Source organism: Aquincola agrisoli (genome assembly GCF_036621135.1).
GTDB lineage: Bacteria > Pseudomonadota > Gammaproteobacteria > Burkholderiales > Burkholderiaceae_C > Aquincola > Aquincola agrisoli.
In genome coordinates this window covers 258165-273939 of sequence record NZ_JAZIBG010000017.1, presented here as the reverse complement: position 1 = coordinate 273939, position 15775 = coordinate 258165, and the positions used below count along the sequence as shown (strand labels likewise).

General features: G+C 72.0%; 16 protein-coding genes. 2 read left to right on the top strand and 14 right to left on the bottom strand.

Translation table 11 applies throughout. The features are described 5' to 3' along the window. Positions 1–67: 67 nt before the first annotated feature. Entirely contained in the window at positions 68–1468 is a 1401-nt protein-coding gene (argH, locus tag V4F39_RS05925; protein ID WP_332288384.1) for an argininosuccinate lyase, read from the top strand. Positions 1469–1615: 147 nt separating this feature from the next. Continuing rightward, entirely contained in the window at positions 1616–2461 is an 846-nt protein-coding gene (locus V4F39_RS05920) for an exodeoxyribonuclease III (RefSeq protein WP_332288383.1), read from the top strand. Here the strand turns inward: V4F39_RS05920 and V4F39_RS05915 are convergent. From V4F39_RS05915 to V4F39_RS05850, 14 genes are all read right to left on the bottom strand, one after another. After that, a complete protein-coding gene (locus V4F39_RS05915) occupies positions 2397–3272 on the bottom strand; it encodes a 3',5'-nucleoside bisphosphate phosphatase (RefSeq protein WP_332288382.1) in 876 nt (291 codons plus the stop codon). The two genes, V4F39_RS05920 and V4F39_RS05915, sit on opposite strands and share 65 nt — an antisense overlap. A 54-nt stretch (positions 3273–3326) precedes the next feature. Continuing rightward, positions 3327–3884, bottom strand: coding sequence for an SRPBCC family protein (locus tag V4F39_RS05910; protein WP_332288381.1), 558 nt, complete (start codon positions 3882–3884; stop codon positions 3327–3329). Further along, positions 3881–5041 carry a hypothetical protein gene (locus V4F39_RS05905; protein ID WP_332288380.1) on the bottom strand — a complete coding sequence of 387 codons (1161 nt, stop codon included), beginning with the start codon at positions 5039–5041 and terminating at the stop codon, positions 3881–3883. The genes V4F39_RS05910 and V4F39_RS05905 overlap by 4 nt, the downstream gene beginning before the upstream one ends. Further along, on the bottom strand, positions 5041–5625 hold the full coding sequence (locus V4F39_RS05900; RefSeq protein ID WP_332288379.1) for a hypothetical protein: 585 nt from the start codon (positions 5623–5625) through the stop codon (positions 5041–5043). The genes V4F39_RS05905 and V4F39_RS05900 overlap by 1 nt, the downstream gene beginning before the upstream one ends. Beyond that, complete coding sequence (locus V4F39_RS05895; RefSeq protein WP_332288378.1) at positions 5622–6599, bottom strand: vWA domain-containing protein; 978 nt, start codon at positions 6597–6599, stop codon at positions 5622–5624. Before V4F39_RS05895 ends, V4F39_RS05900 begins: the two co-directional genes overlap by 4 nt. Then, entirely contained in the window at positions 6596–7555 is a 960-nt protein-coding gene (locus V4F39_RS05890) for a hypothetical protein (RefSeq protein ID WP_332288377.1), read from the bottom strand. Before V4F39_RS05890 ends, V4F39_RS05895 begins: the two co-directional genes overlap by 4 nt. Further along, entirely contained in the window at positions 7552–8430 is an 879-nt protein-coding gene (locus V4F39_RS05885; protein WP_332288376.1) for a DUF58 domain-containing protein, read from the bottom strand. Before V4F39_RS05885 ends, V4F39_RS05890 begins: the two co-directional genes overlap by 4 nt. A gap of 14 nt (positions 8431–8444) precedes the next feature. Then, a complete protein-coding gene (locus V4F39_RS05880; RefSeq protein WP_332288375.1) occupies positions 8445–9464 on the bottom strand; it encodes an AAA family ATPase in 1020 nt (339 codons plus the stop codon). Between the two features lie 117 nt (positions 9465–9581). After that, the gene (locus tag V4F39_RS05875) at positions 9582–9857 is read right to left on the bottom strand and encodes a methanol dehydrogenase (protein WP_332288374.1); all 276 of its coding nucleotides are present in this window, start codon (positions 9855–9857) and stop codon (positions 9582–9584) included. Positions 9858–9891: 34 nt separating this feature from the next. Further along, entirely contained in the window at positions 9892–10383 is a 492-nt protein-coding gene (moxG, locus tag V4F39_RS05870) for a cytochrome c(L), periplasmic (protein ID WP_332288373.1), read from the bottom strand. Next, positions 10380–11240, bottom strand: coding sequence for a methanol oxidation system protein MoxJ (gene moxJ / locus V4F39_RS05865; RefSeq protein WP_332288372.1), 861 nt, complete (start codon positions 11238–11240; stop codon positions 10380–10382). The genes moxG and moxJ overlap by 4 nt, the downstream gene beginning before the upstream one ends. Before the next feature lie 151 nt (positions 11241–11391). Further along, the gene (locus V4F39_RS05860; protein WP_378235089.1) at positions 11392–13206 is read right to left on the bottom strand and encodes a methanol/ethanol family PQQ-dependent dehydrogenase; all 1815 of its coding nucleotides are present in this window, start codon (positions 13204–13206) and stop codon (positions 11392–11394) included. A 400-nt stretch (positions 13207–13606) separates the two neighbouring features. Further along, on the bottom strand, positions 13607–14281 hold the full coding sequence (locus tag V4F39_RS05855; RefSeq protein ID WP_332288370.1) for a response regulator transcription factor: 675 nt from the start codon (positions 14279–14281) through the stop codon (positions 13607–13609). Then, the gene (locus tag V4F39_RS05850) at positions 14278–15693 is read right to left on the bottom strand and encodes a HAMP domain-containing protein (RefSeq protein ID WP_332288369.1); all 1416 of its coding nucleotides are present in this window, start codon (positions 15691–15693) and stop codon (positions 14278–14280) included. The genes V4F39_RS05855 and V4F39_RS05850 overlap by 4 nt, the downstream gene beginning before the upstream one ends. Positions 15694–15775: the final 82 nt, after the last annotated feature.

Here is a 15775-nt window from a genome sequence, read left to right as displayed (position 1 = left end):
CGGGGTGCTCGATAAACTCTCGGATTCCGCGCGATTGTCCGTGCTGCTCCCGTCAAAGCCCGCCGTCATGTCCACCAACCAACTCGATAAAAAGTCCCAAGCCTGGTCGGCGCTCTTCTCGGAGCCGATGAGCGAGCTCGTCAAGCGCTACACCGCCAGCGTCGATTTCGACAAGCGCCTCTGGGAGGCCGACATCGCGGGCAGCCTGGCGCACGCGGAGATGCTGTCGGCGCAGGGCGTCATCGGCGCGAGCGACCTGGCCGACATCCAGCGCGGCATGGCACAGATCCGCGCGGAGATCGAGGCCGGCAGCTTCGAGTGGAAGCTCGACCTGGAAGACGTGCACCTCAACATCGAGGCGCGGCTGACGCAACTTGTCGGCGACGCCGGCAAGCGCCTGCACACCGGCCGCTCGCGCAACGACCAGGTCGCCACCGACGTGCGCCTGTGGCTGCGCGGCGAGATCGACCAACTGCTGCCGCTGCTGGCCGGCATGCAGCGCGCGCTGGTCAACGTGGCCGCGAAGAACACCGAGACCATCCTGCCGGGCTTCACGCACATGCAGGTCGCGCAGCCGGTGAGCTTCGCGCACCACATGCTGGCCTACGTGGAGATGTTCGCCCGTGACGCCGAGCGCCTGGCCGATGTGAGGAAGCGCGTCAACCGCCTGCCGCTGGGCGCCGCCGCGCTGGCCGGCACCAGCTACCCGCTGGACCGCGAGCGCGTCGCGAAGACGCTGGGCTTCGACGGCGTGTGCCAGAACAGCCTGGACGCGGTGAGCGACCGCGACTTCGCGATCGAGTTCGGCGCGTTCGCCAGCATCACGATGATGCACGTGTCGCGCCTGGCGGAAGAGATCGTGCTGTGGATGAGCCAGAACTTCGCGTTCATCGACCTGGCCGACCGCTACTGCACCGGCTCGTCGATCATGCCTCAGAAGCGCAACCCCGACGTGGCCGAGCTGGCGCGCGGCAAGACCGGCCGCGTCTACGGCCACCTGATGGGCCTCTTGACCCTGATGAAGGGCCAGCCGCTCACCTACAACAAGGACAACCAGGAAGACAAGGAGCCGCTGTTCGACACGGTGGACACCGTGCGCGACACGCTGCGCATCATGGCCGAGATGGTCGAAGGCATCGTCGTCAAGCCCGAGGCGATGGAACGCGCCGCGCTGCGCGGCTACGCCACCGCCACCGACCTGGCCGACTACCTGGCCAAGCGCGGCGTGCCCTTCCGCGACGCACACGAGGTCGTCGCCCATGCGGTGAAGACCTGCCTGCAGCGCGGCATCGACCTGGCCGAGCTGCCGCTCGACGAACTGAAGGCGCTGAACCCCAAGGTGGGCGACGACGTCCAGCAGGTGCTGACGCTGCGCGGCTCGCTCGACGCGCGCAACGTGCTGGGGGGGACGGCGCCGGTGCAGGTGAGGGCGCAGGTGGAGCGGCACTTGAAGCGGCTGGGGGGCTGACCAGGGCTCCTGCGGGCGCGCGGCGCGCCGCGTTGCGGGCCATGCGCCACGGGCATCCGGTTTGCCTCATCCCCGGCACACCCTCGGAGAACACCATGCCCGACGACAAGAACGAGATTGGCAGGATGCCGCCGCACCGCTGATCCCGTGCGTGTCGCCACCTGGAACATCAACAACGTCGTCAGGCGGCTCGACCTGCTCGTCGATTGGCTCGGGCGCACGCAACCCGACGTCGTCGCCCTCCAGGAGCTCAAGGCGCCGTCGGCGGCGTTTCCGCGCGACGCATTGGAGGCGGCCGGCTACGGCGCGCTCGTGGTCGGGCAGCCGACCTGGAACGGCGTCGCCCTCCTGGCCCGCGGGCGGGAGCCGCTGCCCGTGGCGACAGCCCTGCCGGGCGATGCCGAGGACAAGGAGGCGCGCTATGTCGAAGCGGCCATCCACGGCGTGCTGTTCGCGTCCCTCTACCTGCCCAACGGCAATCCGCAGCCCGGCCCGAAGTTCGACTACAAGCTGCGCTGGTTCGAGCGGCTGCGCCTGCGCGCACAGGCGCTCTGGGCGTCCGGCCAGCCGGTCATCCTGCTGGGCGACTGGAACGTCGTCCCGACGGACGAGGACATCTACAAGCCCGACACCTGGCGCGACGATGCCCTGCTGCAGCCCGGGCCCCGCGAGGCGTTCGCGAAGATCCTCGCGCAGGGTTGGACCGATGCGCTGAGGTCGGTGCATCCGTCCGAGCGCCCCTTCACCTTCTGGGACTACCGCCGCAAGCGCTGGGAGCGCAACGCCGGCCTGCGCATCGACCACATCCTGGTGGGGCGCGGGTTCACGATCGACGATGCCGGCGTCGACCGAGAGGAGCGCGGCCGGGCCAACGCCAGCGACCATGCCCCCGTGTGGGCCGAGGTGCGCCAGGGCCGGCCGCCCCGCGTCACACGCCGGCGGAAGCCTCCGGGCGGTGCACCCGATGCGCCAGGCCTTCCCAGACGGGCTTGAGCTGGCCGGACAGGAAGGGCAGCGCGCCGAGGTCGGTGTGGCTTTCCGATGGCGAATGGAAGTCGCTGCCGCGGGAGGCGTACAGGTCGAACTCGAGCGCCATCTCCGCGTACTTCACGAAGTCGGCCGTGGTGTGGCTGCCGGTGACGACCTCGACGCCGCGCCCACCGTGCGCGATGAACTCCGTGAACAGCGCGTATTCCTCGGTCGAGGTGAAGTTGTAGCGGCCGGGGTGCGCGATGACCGCCATGCCGCCGGCGTCGACGATCCAGCGCACCGCGTCGCCCAGCTTGGCCCAGCGGTGCGGCACGTAGCCCGGCTTGCCTTCGGTGAGGAAGCGGCGGAACACCTCCGAGGTGTCGGCGCACACGCCCGTGGCCACCAGGTGGCGCGCGAAATGGGTGCGTGAGATCAGCTCCGGGTTGCCGACGTACTTCAGCGCCCCCTCGAACGCCCCGCGGATGCCCACCAGCGCCAGGCTGTCGGCCATCTCGCGGGCCCGCTCCTCGCGGCCGCCGCGCGTGCGCCGCAGGCCTTCGCGCATCGCGAGGTCGTCGATGTCGAAGCCGAGGCCGACGATGTGCACGGTGATGCCGGCGAAGGTCACCGAGATCTCGGTGCCGCTCAGGTAGGGCAGGCCCAGCGCCAGCGCCGCGTCGCGCGCGCGGTGCTGGCCGCCGATCTCGTCATGGTCCGTCAGCGCCCACAGCTCGACGCCGTTGGCCTGCGCGCGCGCGGCCAGGGCCTCGGGCGTCAGCGTGCCGTCGGACACGTTCGAATGGCAATGCAGGTCGGCGTTGAGGACACTCATGCGCCGATTGTCTCAGGCGGCCGCCGACCCTGCGGGCAGTGCAGCAACCGGCATTCATCCCTTTTCCAGCGCTTCCTTCGCCCGGGCCAGCGCCGGCTTGATGTACTCCTGCAGCGCCTTCACCGCAGCGGCGTCGTCCTGGCCCTTGGCGGGGTCGTTCCTGGTGTCGGCACGGTAGGCGCGGGCACGGAACTCGATGCGGCTGCCGCTGCCGGCCGGCAGCACGCGCAGGCGGGCCGAGTACGAACTGGCCGGCAGCACCGCCGGATCGACCTCGCGCCCGGAGCGGTACGACAGGCTCATTTCCGCGGCCGAGTAGTCGTCCAGTTCCTCGGCCGCCTGGCCGCCCTGGGCGAAGCGCAGCGTGCGCCGGGAACCGGGCGTGTTGCCCTTGTCGGCCTCGCTGGCGGCCAGCGCCGGGTTCCAGCGGGCGAAGTGGGCGAAGTCGCCGACCAGCGCCCACACCTTGGCCGGCGGCGCGGCCACCTCGATCTGTTCGTCGATCCGCTGCGGTGTCGGCCCGTGGGCCCAGGCGGCGCACAGCGGCGACAGCAGCAGGGCGCAGGCCAGCGCGGCGCGGCGGCGGGAGAAGGCGGTCGGGCGAAGGGTCATCGGAGGGCACTCCCGGGGTTGGTGTCGTGGTGGCGGAATGCGGTGGCGCCCGGTCGGCGGGGCGGCCGGGCGTCGAGGCGCCGCAGCGGCAGCAGGCTGGCCAGCAGCAAGAGCGCGCCGGTGGCGACGAACACGTCGTGCAGTTCGTGGCGCTGCGGGGCCTGGCCGCTGCCGGGCAGCGCGCGCAGCGTGCGCACGACGGCGGCGGTGTCGGTGGCGCGCACCGCCTGCAGCCCGGTGCGCTCGGCAACGGCCTGCAGCACGTCGTCGTGCCGGCGCGAAAGGTGCGCCGGCTCGGCGCCCGGCTGGCGCTGCGCGGGGGCGTTGCGCACGTCGCCGCCGGCCTTCATGGTCTCCATCTCCAGCACGGAGAGCGTCCGGTGGCCGCCGGTGGGCGCAAACGCCGCGGCCTCCTCGGCGGTCCAGTAGCCGGTGATCCGGCCGTCGGCATCGAGGCGCGGCACCGGCTGCGGCAGGTCGCCGCCCACCGCGAACAGCACGCCCGGCGGGGTCTTGTCGCTGCGTTCGTAGCGGGGCTCGCGGCCGGGCACCACGCCCGGTGCCTGGTGGCCGTCGGTGAACAGCGCCAGCCCGATCCCCGGCCAGTGGCGTGCGATCTCGTCGAGCGCCGAGTAGGTGCCGTAGTACAGGTGGCTGTCGGCGGCCCAGGCCATGCGCCAGTCGAGCCGGCCGAGCACGTCGTCCAGCGCCGCGTAGTGCGCACAGACCTCCACCGGCGCCAGCAGCACCATCGTCCTGCGCTCGGTGAACACGCCCACGCCGGCGGCGTGGCCGCAGGGCAGCTCGCGCACGGTGCGGCGCAGCAGCTCCCGCGTGTACGCCAGCCGCGTCACCGGCTCGCCCTGCCAGGCCGCATCGGCCACGTTCATGCTCTGCGTGATGTCGACGACCAGCAGCGTGCTGCCGACGCGGTTCTGCAGCGTGAAGCCCGGCCGCAGCAGCGCCAGCCCGAAGCACAGCGCCGCCAGCGCCGCGAGCGCCCCCCGCGGCCGCCGCAGCGCGGTCAGCAGCGCGCCACCTGCTGCCTGGGCATTCCCAGGGCGCTCATCCAGCGGCCACCGTGGATCCGGCTTTGCCGGTCCACCGGTGGCGCCCCCCTGGGGGGGAGCGCCGAAGGCGCTACGGGGGGGGGCCATCAATGCATCCCCCGCGGCGTGCCGACCATCTCGGTCCAGGCGGACTTGTCCTTCTTCAGCGCGTCCTCGACCTCCACCTCGTTGCCGGAGCGGCGCCAGTGGCGCACCTCGAAATCCGGCAGCACGCGCAACGCCAGTTCGTAGTTGTAGCGTGCGTTCCAGTCGCCGGGCTGCTCGCGCAGCGCGCTGCGGTAGCCCGCCTTGGCCAGCTGTAGCAGCACCATCGCGCGCTGCGCATGGCCCTCGCCGCGCGCGGCCTCGATGCCGCGGCGCAGGTACAGGTTCGCGACGTTGACGTGCACCGCGTGGCGGATGTCCGGGCTGCCCAGGGCCTCCGCCTCCGCGTAGGCGCTGAGCGCCTCGTCGAAGCGGCCCGCGCGTTCCAGCGCCGCCGCATGCGCGAGCAGCACGCTGGGCGGCGCGCCGGCCGCCGTGGCGCCGTCGGCGATCAGCCGGTTGGCCGCGGCGGCCTGCCAGCCCGCGACGGCCCGTTCCACGGCCCAGCCCGCGGCGCCCAGCGCCAGCAGCAGGCACAGCCGCGGGAGCCAGCGCCCCGGCTGCCAGCGTGCGCGCGGCGGCGTCACCACCGGGGCACCTCGCCGCAGCGCGCCAGCACCCACACCAGGGCACCGCACAGCGCGGCGGCGTCGAACCACGGCGCCAGCGCCCGCCGCGGCTGCGGCTCGAGGTAGCGCAGCGGCAGGTTCTGCAGCGCCGACACGTCGGCGATCGCGGCGGCCAGCGACTGCGGATCGTCCGCCTCGTAGAGCCGGTAGGGCGCGCCCAGGTCCTGGAAGAAGGCGTTGAGGTGGTACTCCGGCGCCACGTCGGCCCCCGCCTCCGCGCTCGGCAGGCGCGTCGGGCTGTTGCCGCCGGGCGAGCGCAGGTAGATCCAGTAGAGCTGCACGCCATCCTGCTGGAAGCGCTGGCGGATGCGCGTCTGCGAGCGCGGGTCGATGCCCGCCGCGCCGTCGGACACCAGCAGCACCACGCGCGAGCCGGTGCGCGGGCGGTCCTCGAACTGCGCCAGCGCCATCGCCAGCCCGGCAGAGATGTTGGTGAGCCCCACGCCCATCGAGCGGGAGGCGCCGATCGCGGCACGCACCGCGCCGTGGTCCTCGGTCAGGCTCAGCACGTGCATCGGCGCGGTGGAGAAGAAGATCAGCCCGAACAGGTCGCGCCCGCGCAGCCGCACGAACTCGTCCAGCAGCCGGGCCGCGGCATGGCCCTTGGATTCGCCGCCCTCGCGCTCCGCGCTGCCGCCGGCGAAGCCCTCCGCCATGCTGGCGCTGCGGTCGAGCAGCACGACGATGTGGGCGCCCGTGCCGGTGCGTTCGACCGGCTGGCCCTGCAGGTAGGCCCCGGCCAGGCTGGCCGATGCGGCCGCCACCGCGAGGCTGCCCGCCGCGCGCAGCCCCAGGCCGATCGCGCGCGACAGCGGGTCGTGCGGCAGCGATGCCACGCTCGCCCAGGCCACGCGCGGCTGGCCGTGCCACAGCCACGGCAGCACGGCGAGCGCCAGGCCCAGCAGCCACGCCGGCTGGTCGAAGGCGATCACGCCGCGGCCTCCGCGGGCGCCCTGGCGGCGGGGCGGCCAAACTCCGCAGCGGCCAGGCGGCCGAGCAGGCCGACGAGGTCCCCGGCCTGCACGAGCGAGGCGCCTGCGCCGGCGGCCTCGCCCGCCTCGAGGAAGAAGCGGCGCTGGGAGGCGGCGAACATCGCGCGGCTTTCCTCGGCCAGCGGCGCCAGCGCAGGGTGCTCGGCGAAGAAGCCGGGCAGGTCGGCCGCCATCACCACGCGGCCGGCGGTGGCGTCGAAGGCGCGGTGCCAGTCGCGCAGGTCGTCGGCATCGACCGGCGCGGTGCTGCGGCCGCGGTGCCGTGCACGCACCGCCCGCCAGGCCTGCGCAAAGGGGCGGCGGGCGGGCCGGGGCAGCCAGCGGCCGCTGGTCCAAGCCCAGCCGCCCAGCGCCACGGCCGCCGCGCCCAGCAGCAGCGCCGCCTGCCGCCAGTGAGCGGCCGTGTCGTAGGGGCTGGCCTGCCAGCCGGGCCGTGCGCTGTCGAGCCAGTCGGCGCGGCGCTCCCAGGGCACCAGCGGCGACAGGGCGATGCGCGCCGCCGGCAGCGTCAGCGTCTCGATCCGCGTGCCGTGGCGCAGCCGCACCGCGGTTGCCGGCAGCGGCACGTCCTCGGTGATGCGCACGGCCTTGAACACCTGCCAGCGCAGCGCCAGCCAGCGGCAGTCCGTGCAGCCCGGCGCCGCGGCGGGTTCGACGCGGTGGCCCCGGAGTTCGAGCGCGTGGCCGTCGCGGGCCGCCACCGGCAGCCCGTCCCGGTCGATCTCCCAGCCGGCCGGCCAGCGCAGCAGCGCGCGGTACTCGACGACGTCGCCGATGTGGTGCGCGGCATCGCGCGGCGGCTCCACCCGCACGATGCGCGGCAGCGCCTCCTCGGCCTGCCCGAAGGCGCCGGGCGGCAGGGCCAGCGCCGCGGCCAGCGGCACCCAGCGCCTCACGTGCCCCCCCGCGCGAGGAAGTGGCGCGCCAGCGCCGAGAGGTCGAGCGTGTCTTCGGCCACCAGCAGTGCCGCGCCGTGGCGGCGTGCGCTGCGCTGCGCCGCATCGATGCGGTCCGCCTGCGCCGCCGCCATGCGCGCGGCCAGGCCCGGGCGCATGAACACCAGGCGTTCCTGCCCGGTCTCCAGGTCGGCCAGGCGCGCCAGGCCCCAGCGGCGGGGCGGCTGGCGTTCCGCGCTGTCGGCCAGCAGCACCACGACGACGTCGTGCAGCGCCAGCCGCGCCAGGCTGCGCTCGAACAGCGCGGCGTCGAGGTACAGGTCGGACAGCAGGAAGAGCAGCGCGCGCTGGCGAGGCAGCCAGCGCGCCAGTTCGAGCAGGCCGGCGGCGCCGCGCCCCGTGCGGCCCTCGCGCGTGCCCAGGCTGCCGAGCTGCCGCGCGACCTGCTCGCCGGCGTGCCGCGACACGGCCGGCGGCAGCACCCATTCGCGCCGCACCGTCTCGTCGCAGCCGACGAACCCGAACGGATCACCCCGGCGGAAGGCGCCCTGCGACAGCGCCCGCGCGAAGCGGGCCACGAGCTGCAGGCGCTGCGTGCGCCCGTCGAAGCCCATCGACCGGGACAGGTCGGCCGCCAGCACCACCGGCACCCGGCTGCGCTGGCGGAACTCGCGCACCCACGGGCGGCCGAACGGGTCGGTGGCGCTGGCGCGCAGGTCGAGCCGCCGCGCGTCGCGGCCTTCGGCCAGCGGCACCACACCGCGGAAGTCGTCGCCGGCGCCGCCCACGCGGGAGCGGTGGCTGCCGGGGTGCACGCCCGCGGCCGCCCAGCGGATGCGGTAGGCCAGTTCTTCAGGGGTACCGGGCAGGGGCATGCGGCGTCCGGTGGTCACGGCGCGGCGACGCGCCGGAGCAGTTCTTCGGCCAGCGGCCGGGCGATGGCTGCACGCTGCGCCTCGTACACCGGCTGCAGCGCGATGCGGTGGGCCACGGTGGCGACGAACACCGCGCGCAGGTCCTCCGGCACGATGGCGCTGCGGCCTTCGAGCCAGGCGTGCACACGCGCCGCGCGCACCAGCATCGCCATGCCGCGGGGGCTGGCCCCGGCCAGCACCAGTTCGCTGCTGTCGATCTCCGGCAGCGCCGCGCCGTAGGCGGCCGGGTCGCGCGTGGCCAGCCACAGGTCGGTGCCGTAGCGGCGCAGCGCCGGGCTGGCCGCGATGTCGCGCTGCAGGGCCGCGGCCACCCCATCGAGCTGCGCCGGGTCGACGAGGCCGGCCGGCACCGGCTGCACCAGCGCGTCGGTGTCGTGGTAGCGGGCGTCGAACATCAGCGCCTCGAGCTGCGCACGGTCGGTCGGCGGCTCGATCGCGATCTCCATCAGGAAGCGGTCGCGCGAGGCGGCGGGCAGCTCGAAGGTCTCCTCGCGCTCGACGCGGTTGCGGTCGGCGAACACGGTGAGGTGGGGGAACCGGTAGTCGCGGTTGAAGGCGCCGATCGTGCGTTCGGCCATCAGCCGCAGCAGCAGCGCATGCACCTGCGGGCGGGCGCGGTTGACCTCGTTGAAGAAGAACACCGAGAGCGACTCGCCCTGCGCGAGCAGGGGCCCGGGCAGCACGCGCGGCCGGCCGTCGTCGCCGAGCTGCGTGTAGTAGACGAGGTCGCTCGGCATCAGGTCGATCGTGCCCTCGATGCGCTGGTAGCCGCCGCCGATGCCGCGCGCCAGCGCCTTCAGCAGCGTGGTCTTGCCCACGCCCACATCGCCCTCGAGCAGCACGTGGCCGCGTGCATACAGCGCCACCACGGCCAGCCGCACCGGCGCGTGCAGGCCGACCATCACCCGGTTGAGCGCGGCCTCCAGCGCGAGCGCTTGTTCACGTGCATCGGCGAGCGATCGTTCGGCGGTCATCGGCACCTGGCGGGGAAAGCTGAAGAAGAAGGGTGGCGCCGCCCGCCCGGAGGAAGGCGGGCGCCACGCAACCGGCGCGACGCATGCAGCGGGCCGGACATCGATGAGCGGTGGCGGCTACTCGACCTCGTACTTGAACGTGCCCGTCTTGCGTGCATTCGCGAGCCGCTTGGCGTTGCGCGCTTCCATCGCCTTGACGGCCTGCTCGTTCTTGCCGATCTCGGCCGGGTCGTGCTTGGGGTCGTACTTGCTGCCGGCCACCTTGGCGGGGAAGCCGGGCTTGGGCTCCCAGCAATCGCCGGCCGCCCTGCACTTGGTGCCGTCGTAGGCCTGCGCGCCGCCGAAGGCCAGCGCCGCGGCCGCCAGTGCCAGGGATCGAGCAATGTTCTTCATGGGTGTCTCCTCGTCGTGGGTGAAGCGTCGTGCGTCAGCGCGCCTTGGCGGGCTGCGCGGCGGAAGCGGTGGGCGAGCCGCCCTTGTTGATGGAACGCAGCCAGGCCATCACGAGCAGGATCTCGTCCTGCGTCATGCGGTTGCGCTGCGGGCCCATGGAGCCGGACAGCCCGCCGTAGATGGCCGAGAAGAGCCCGGCATCGGTGGCGGCCTGCTTGTAGGTCCAGTAGTCGTCGTTCAGGCCCGGGCCGAGCTTGCCTTCGGCGTGGTGGCCGTGGCAGCCCGAGCACGCGGTGGCGTAGAGGTTCTCACCCTTCTTGATGGCGGCATCGTTGCCGGCATAGGGGTTCTTGCCGTTGCCCTTGAAGGCCTTGACCTGCTCGGTCTCGGTTTCCTTCAGCCCGTTGAAATCGAGCGGCGTGCCTTCGATCAGGTTGTAGAAGCGCGGGGCCTGCGCGGCCCCGTGGGCGCTGTACAGCGCCAGGCCGATGACGACGGGCAGGGCGCGGACGATGCGTCGGATCATGGCTGCGGAACTCCATGCGATGCGTGGCTGGCGGCGACGCGCGAGGCCTGCGGCGTGAGGGCGGTGATGCCTTCCTGCGCGAGCACCTGCTCGAAGCGGGGCCGCAGCGCCTGCAGCGCGGTCTCGATGCGGGCGTGCAGCGCGGTGTTGCCCTTCTTCACGCCGATCGACGTGTCGTAGCTGAACACCACCGGCTCGCCGTCGGCGCGGCGCGCGTCGGGCACCGGCACGGTGGCCAGCGGCTCCTTGCTCGCCTTGACGTAGCGGGCCACGGCGGGCGCCCAGGCCACGGCCACGTCGATCTCGCCGCTGGCGACGTCGTTGACCAGCTTCTCGACGTCGTAGCGCACGAACCGGTTGCGCATCGACTTGTTGCCGCCCAGGGACATCAGGTAGCGGAACGAATCGGCGTGGCGCCCGATCTGCCGCAGCATCGCCTCGGCCGGCGTGGCGGGGATGACGCCGAGCCTGGCCGTCTTCAGCACGGGGCTGGACCAGTCGCGCACGTCGAGCCTGTCCTTCGCACGCGTGATGAAGACGTAGCTGGAGCGGTAGTACGCGCTGGTGGTCTGCAGCCGCGGGTCGCTGGTGTCGACGCCCAGCACCACGTCGCAGGCGCCCTTGTCGATGCCGTCGCGCACCAGGTAGCGCGGATCGCCGAAGCCCACGCGCTCGACGGTGGTGCCCATCGATTCGGCCAGCAGGCCGGCGAGCCGGTCCTCGAAACCCTGGCCGCTGCTGTGCGTGTAGGGCAGGTCGTTGTCGGCGGCGCACACCCGCAGCGGCTGCGCGGCCTGGGCCTGCGCCCCCGCCAGCAGCACGGCAGCGAGCGCGCCCGCAAGCTTGAGCTTGTTCATGAAGGAACCTCCGGGCGCCTCGCGGGCCGCCCAATGCAATGCATGGCTTGTCTAGACAGCGTTCCAGCACACACCACGGATCCGGCTCCGCCGGTCCGTTGGTGTGGCCCCCTTCGAGGGGGCGGCCGTCAGGCCGCAGGGGGTGGGCCGATCAGAGGCTGAAGACCATCATGCCGCCGCCCATCTTGGTGTACTGCTGGAGCTCCTTGAAGGCGCCCACCGCCCCGAGGCCCGCCGTCGGGTCGGTCAGGTCGAACACCAGGCCCACGCCGGGCCAGCCGCCCACGCCGTAGTAGATGGCGACGTACTGCTTGCCCTTGTGCTCGTAGGTGACGGGGTGGCCGATCACGCCCGAGGGCAGCTTGAACTGCCACAGCACCTCGCCGGTGTCGGCGTCGCGGGCCTTGATGAAGCCGTCCAGCGTGCCGTGGAACACCAGGTCACCGGCGGTGGTGGTGGTGCCGCCCCACACCGCGAACTTCTCGTCCTTGGTCCACTTGAACTTCGACGTCTTCACGTCGTAGGCCTTCACCTGGCCCATGTTGCCGTTGTTGCCGGGCGTGGCGTACATGTTCAGCGTGGCGCCCACGAAGAACTGGCCCGCGCGGTACGGCAGCATGAAGGGCTCCCAGTCCATGCAGATCATGTTGGTGCCGAGCATCACCAGCTCGCGCTTCTTGTCGATCGAGTCGTGGCCCTGGTTGTGGTACCCCATCGCCGACGGGCAGATGCCCTTGGCCAGGTGGTCCATGCGCGTGCTGTATTCCGGGTCGCGGATGGGCACGCCCTTCTTCATGTCGTAGCCCTTGAACACGTTGACCGACGGGTCCATCTTGTCGGCGCGCACGAGGTTGCCGTTCTCGCGGTTGAGCGTGTAGATGATCCCGTTGCGGTCGGGGTGCGTCAGCAGCTTCTGCTTCTTGCCGTCGACCACCTGTTCAGACAGGCCGATCCAGTTCACGCCGGCGTAGTCCCACTCGTCGTGCGGTGTCTTCTGGAAGGCGAACTTGGCCTTGCCGGTGGTGACGTCGCGGCTCCAGATGGCCATCGTCCACTTGTTGTCGCCGGGGCGCATGGTCTCGTTCCAAGGCGCGGGGTTGCCCGAGCCGTAGTAGAGCTGCTTGAGCGACGGGTCGTAGGCGTACCAGCCCCAGTTGGTGCCGCCGCCGATCTTCCAGGCGTCGCCTTCCCAGGTGCTGGTGCCCAGGCCCTTCTGGCCGTAGTGCGGGTTCGGGGCGTTGAAGTCGTCGGCCAGCAGCAGGTCGCTGTCGGGGCCGGTGGCGTAGGCGCGCCAGGCCTGCTCGCCGTCCTTCATCTTGTAGGCGGTGACGTAGCCGCGCACGCCCAGCTCGGCGCCCGACGAGCCGACGATCACCAGGTCTTCCACCACCAGCGGCGCCTGGGTCAGCGTGGAGCCCACCGACGGGTCGGAGTTCTCCATCTTCCAGATCTCCTTGCCCGTCTTCGCGTCGAGCGCCACCACGGTGCCGTCGAGCTGGGTCTTGAAGATCTTGCCGTCGCCGTAGGCGAGGCCGCGGTTCACCACGTCGCAGCAGGCCACCGCGCGCACCGAGGCGTCCTGCTTGGGCTTGTGCTCCCAGAGGATCTTGTTCGGGTCGTTCAGGTCGATCGCGTAGGTGATGTTCGGGAACGGCGTGTGCACGTACATGATCCCGTTGACCACCAGCGGCCCGCCCTCGTGGCCGTGCAGCACGCCGGTGGAGAAGGTCCACGCGGCCTTGAGGTTCTTGACGTTGCTGCGGTTGATCTGGTTCAGCCCGCTGTAGTGGCTGTGGTCGTAGTCCTTGCCTTGCTGGGCCCACTGCTTGTGGTCCTGCCCCAAGCGGACGAGCTCTGCGTTGGCGAGTGCCGCGGACGACGCGCTGGCGAGCAGCACGCCGGCGGTGGCGAGGCGGGCTGCCGTTGCGAGGGCGCCCAGGCGCGGCGCCCGGCGCCGCGGCTGCATCTGGATTGGCGAGTTGCTCAATTCGGTCTCCTATTTGATTCTGACCGCCGTAACGGTTCCGGGGTATTCAATAAATACCCGTCAAATTCAGAACGGCAAAAGAATTCTAGGAGTCCGGTATGGGATCAGATAGTGATCCGTTCCCGGCTGATCAGGGATGCCATCACGACGATCGAAGGGAAAATTTCCCTGGTTTTGTAGCTGTAAACCCTGGTGCGGCCCGCGTTCAAGGGCCGCGCACGGAAAACATCCCGCCATGTGCAAGTAAATTGCCGGCGTGAAGGGGGTTAATGTTTTAGGAGGGAAGCAGGAAAACCCCTTGCCACGGCTGTGGAGGGGTGGCCGGCGGAGAGCCGCCGTGCGGGAGCGAGGCGTCGGACGGCTGCCGCAAGGCTCCTGTTCAGAGGGAAGCGCCGGGCACGTCCGGCCCGAGCCAAGGCACGACGCCGGCCGAGGCCGCCAGCTTCAGCAACTGGATATCCGAGGCCACGCCCAGCTTCTGGCGGATGGCGCTCGCCCGGTTGGCAATCGTTTTGGCACTGAGGCTCAAGGCGTCCGCAATCTCTTCTCCCGTGGCCCCGGATACCATCAGATGCAATATCTCGAATTCTCGGGGAGAGAGGGTATCCATCACCTTTTGCCGTGGGTCGTACTTCGAGAATACGAGCGACTGCGCCATACTGCCGTCCATATACCTCTCACCGTGGGCCACGGCGACGGCCGCATCGCGCAGCGTGTCGGGGCTGCATTCCTTGCCGACCACGCCCATCACGCCGACGTCGAGGGCCTGCTGCAGGAACGCGGGGCTCGAGTACATCGAGAACACGAGGATGCGGGCGCCGGGGTCGTGCGCCAGGATGCGCCGGCTCGCATCGATGCCGCTGGCGCCGGGCAGCATGATGTCCATGATCACGATGTCCGGCCGCAACCGCTTGTACTGGAGATAGGCGTCGTCGGCCGTCTCGGCCTCGGCGACCACCTCGAAGCCCGGCACCTGCTGCAGGTAGGTGCGGTAGCCCGAGCGCACCACGGCGTGGTCGTCGACGAGCATCGTGCGGATGGTTTCGAGGGTCATGGCTTGGAGGGGGGGTGGTCGGCGTCGAGCGGCAGGCAGATCTCCACACGCCAGCTGCCGCCGGACGCTCCGGCGGGCCCGCCCTGGAAGCTGCCGCCCAGGGCGATGCAGCGGTCGCGCATGCCCAGCGAGCCCAGGCCCGCCGGCGCGGTGCCGGTGCCCGGCCGCACGCCGTCGTTCGCGACCGTGATGCGCAGCGCCGGCCGGCCGTCGTCCAGGCGTGCGTCGGTGTCGAAGGTGATGTCGATGCGGCCCGGCCGGCCGTGGCGGCGTGCGTTGGTCAGGCACTCCTGCACCATGCGGTAGATGCTGACGTCGAGCGTGGGTCCGAAGCCCTGCCAGTCGCCGTCGGCATGCAGCCGGACCAGCGCGGGCGGCCCCTCGCCGGCCGCGGGTGCCTGCGCGGCCATGCGGGCGAGCGCCTCGCGCAGGCCCAGCGTCTCGAGGTCGGGCGGGTGCAGGCCGGTCAGGATGTTGCGCAGCGTGGCGAGGATGCGCGACTGGTGGGCGATGAGCGTCCGGGCGGTGCCGCCGATGTCGGCCAGGTCGGGCCGGGTCGCGCACTGCATGTCCAGGGTGCGTGCCAGCGGCTGCAGCGCGACGAGGTAGGGGCTCAGCTCGTCGTGCAGGTCGTGGGCGACGGTGCGGCGGGTGTTCTCGTCGCTGTCGACCAGCCGGCGCAGCAGGGTCTGGCGCTGGGCCTGCGCCGCCTCCAGCGCGGCGGCCATGCGGTTGAACGACTGCGCGATGCCGTCGACCTCCGGGTTATGGAAGGCGGGCAGCCGGGCGCCCCGGCGGCCGTCGCCCAGGGCCTGCAGCGCGTCGCGGATGCGGTCGAGCGGCTTCAGCGCCCGGAAGGTGGAGCCGACGATCAGCGCCATCGCCGCCAGCGACAGGCCCATCACCAGCAGGGTGTTGCGGATGAAGTCCTCCCAGATCTCCGCCAGCTCGTCGCCGGTCGAGGGGGTGACGAGGAAGTACGCAACGGCGCGCCCGCCCGGGCCCTGCACCTCCTTGCGCACCGGCGGCTGCGGCTTGGCCAGCCAGCGGTACAGCCAACCGGGCACGGCACGGGCGCGCGAGGGGGCCTGCGCCAGCAGCCGGCCGTCCGCGGCGTGCAGCTCGATGCGCACATGGCGGATGCCGTCGATGCCGCGCACCAGGTGCACCAGGCGCTCCAGCGCCTCGGCTTCGTCCCGTGCGACCGGCGGGCTGCGGTCGGGCAGCAGCGTCAGCACCCAGGGCAGCGCGCCGTCGTTCTCGGCGTCGGCACGCTCGGCCACCCCCAGCAGCTGCAGCAGGCTGTGGCACACGACGAAGGCGGACATGAACAGCACGACGACCAGCGCCAGCCGTGTCTTGAGCCTCACGCGCGGGCCGCGCCGCGCCGCCTGCCCGGCCCGCGGCAGCACCGCTTACAGGACAGTGTGTGTCGATTTCGCCTGCCCGCCGCGCGGGAAGTGGGGTCGCCATGCATCGCTCGTCTCCGTGTCG

Coding starts and splice junctions, on each gene's coding strand:
- argH (WP_332288384.1), top strand. CDS start 68: ATGTCCACCAACCAACTCGATAAAAAGTCCCAAGCCTGGTCGGCGCTC.
- V4F39_RS05915 (WP_332288382.1), bottom strand. CDS start 3,272: ATGAGTGTCCTCAACGCCGACCTGCATTGCCATTCGAACGTGTCCGAC.
- V4F39_RS05910 (WP_332288381.1), bottom strand. CDS start 3,884: ATGACCCTTCGCCCGACCGCCTTCTCCCGCCGCCGCGCCGCGCTGGCC.
- V4F39_RS05905 (WP_332288380.1), bottom strand. CDS start 5,041: ATGGCCCCCCCCCGTAGCGCCTTCGGCGCTCCCCCCCAGGGGGGCGCC.
- V4F39_RS05885 (WP_332288376.1), bottom strand. CDS start 8,430: ATGCCCCTGCCCGGTACCCCTGAAGAACTGGCCTACCGCATCCGCTGG.
- V4F39_RS05880 (WP_332288375.1), bottom strand. CDS start 9,464: ATGACCGCCGAACGATCGCTCGCCGATGCACGTGAACAAGCGCTCGCG.
- V4F39_RS05875 (WP_332288374.1), bottom strand. CDS start 9,857: ATGAAGAACATTGCTCGATCCCTGGCACTGGCGGCCGCGGCGCTGGCC.
- moxG (WP_332288373.1), bottom strand. CDS start 10,383: ATGATCCGACGCATCGTCCGCGCCCTGCCCGTCGTCATCGGCCTGGCG.
- moxJ (WP_332288372.1), bottom strand. CDS start 11,240: ATGAACAAGCTCAAGCTTGCGGGCGCGCTCGCTGCCGTGCTGCTGGCG.
- V4F39_RS05860 (WP_378235089.1), bottom strand. CDS start 13,206: ATGCAGCCGCGGCGCCGGGCGCCGCGCCTGGGCGCCCTCGCAACGGCA.
- V4F39_RS05855 (WP_332288370.1), bottom strand. CDS start 14,281: ATGACCCTCGAAACCATCCGCACGATGCTCGTCGACGACCACGCCGTG.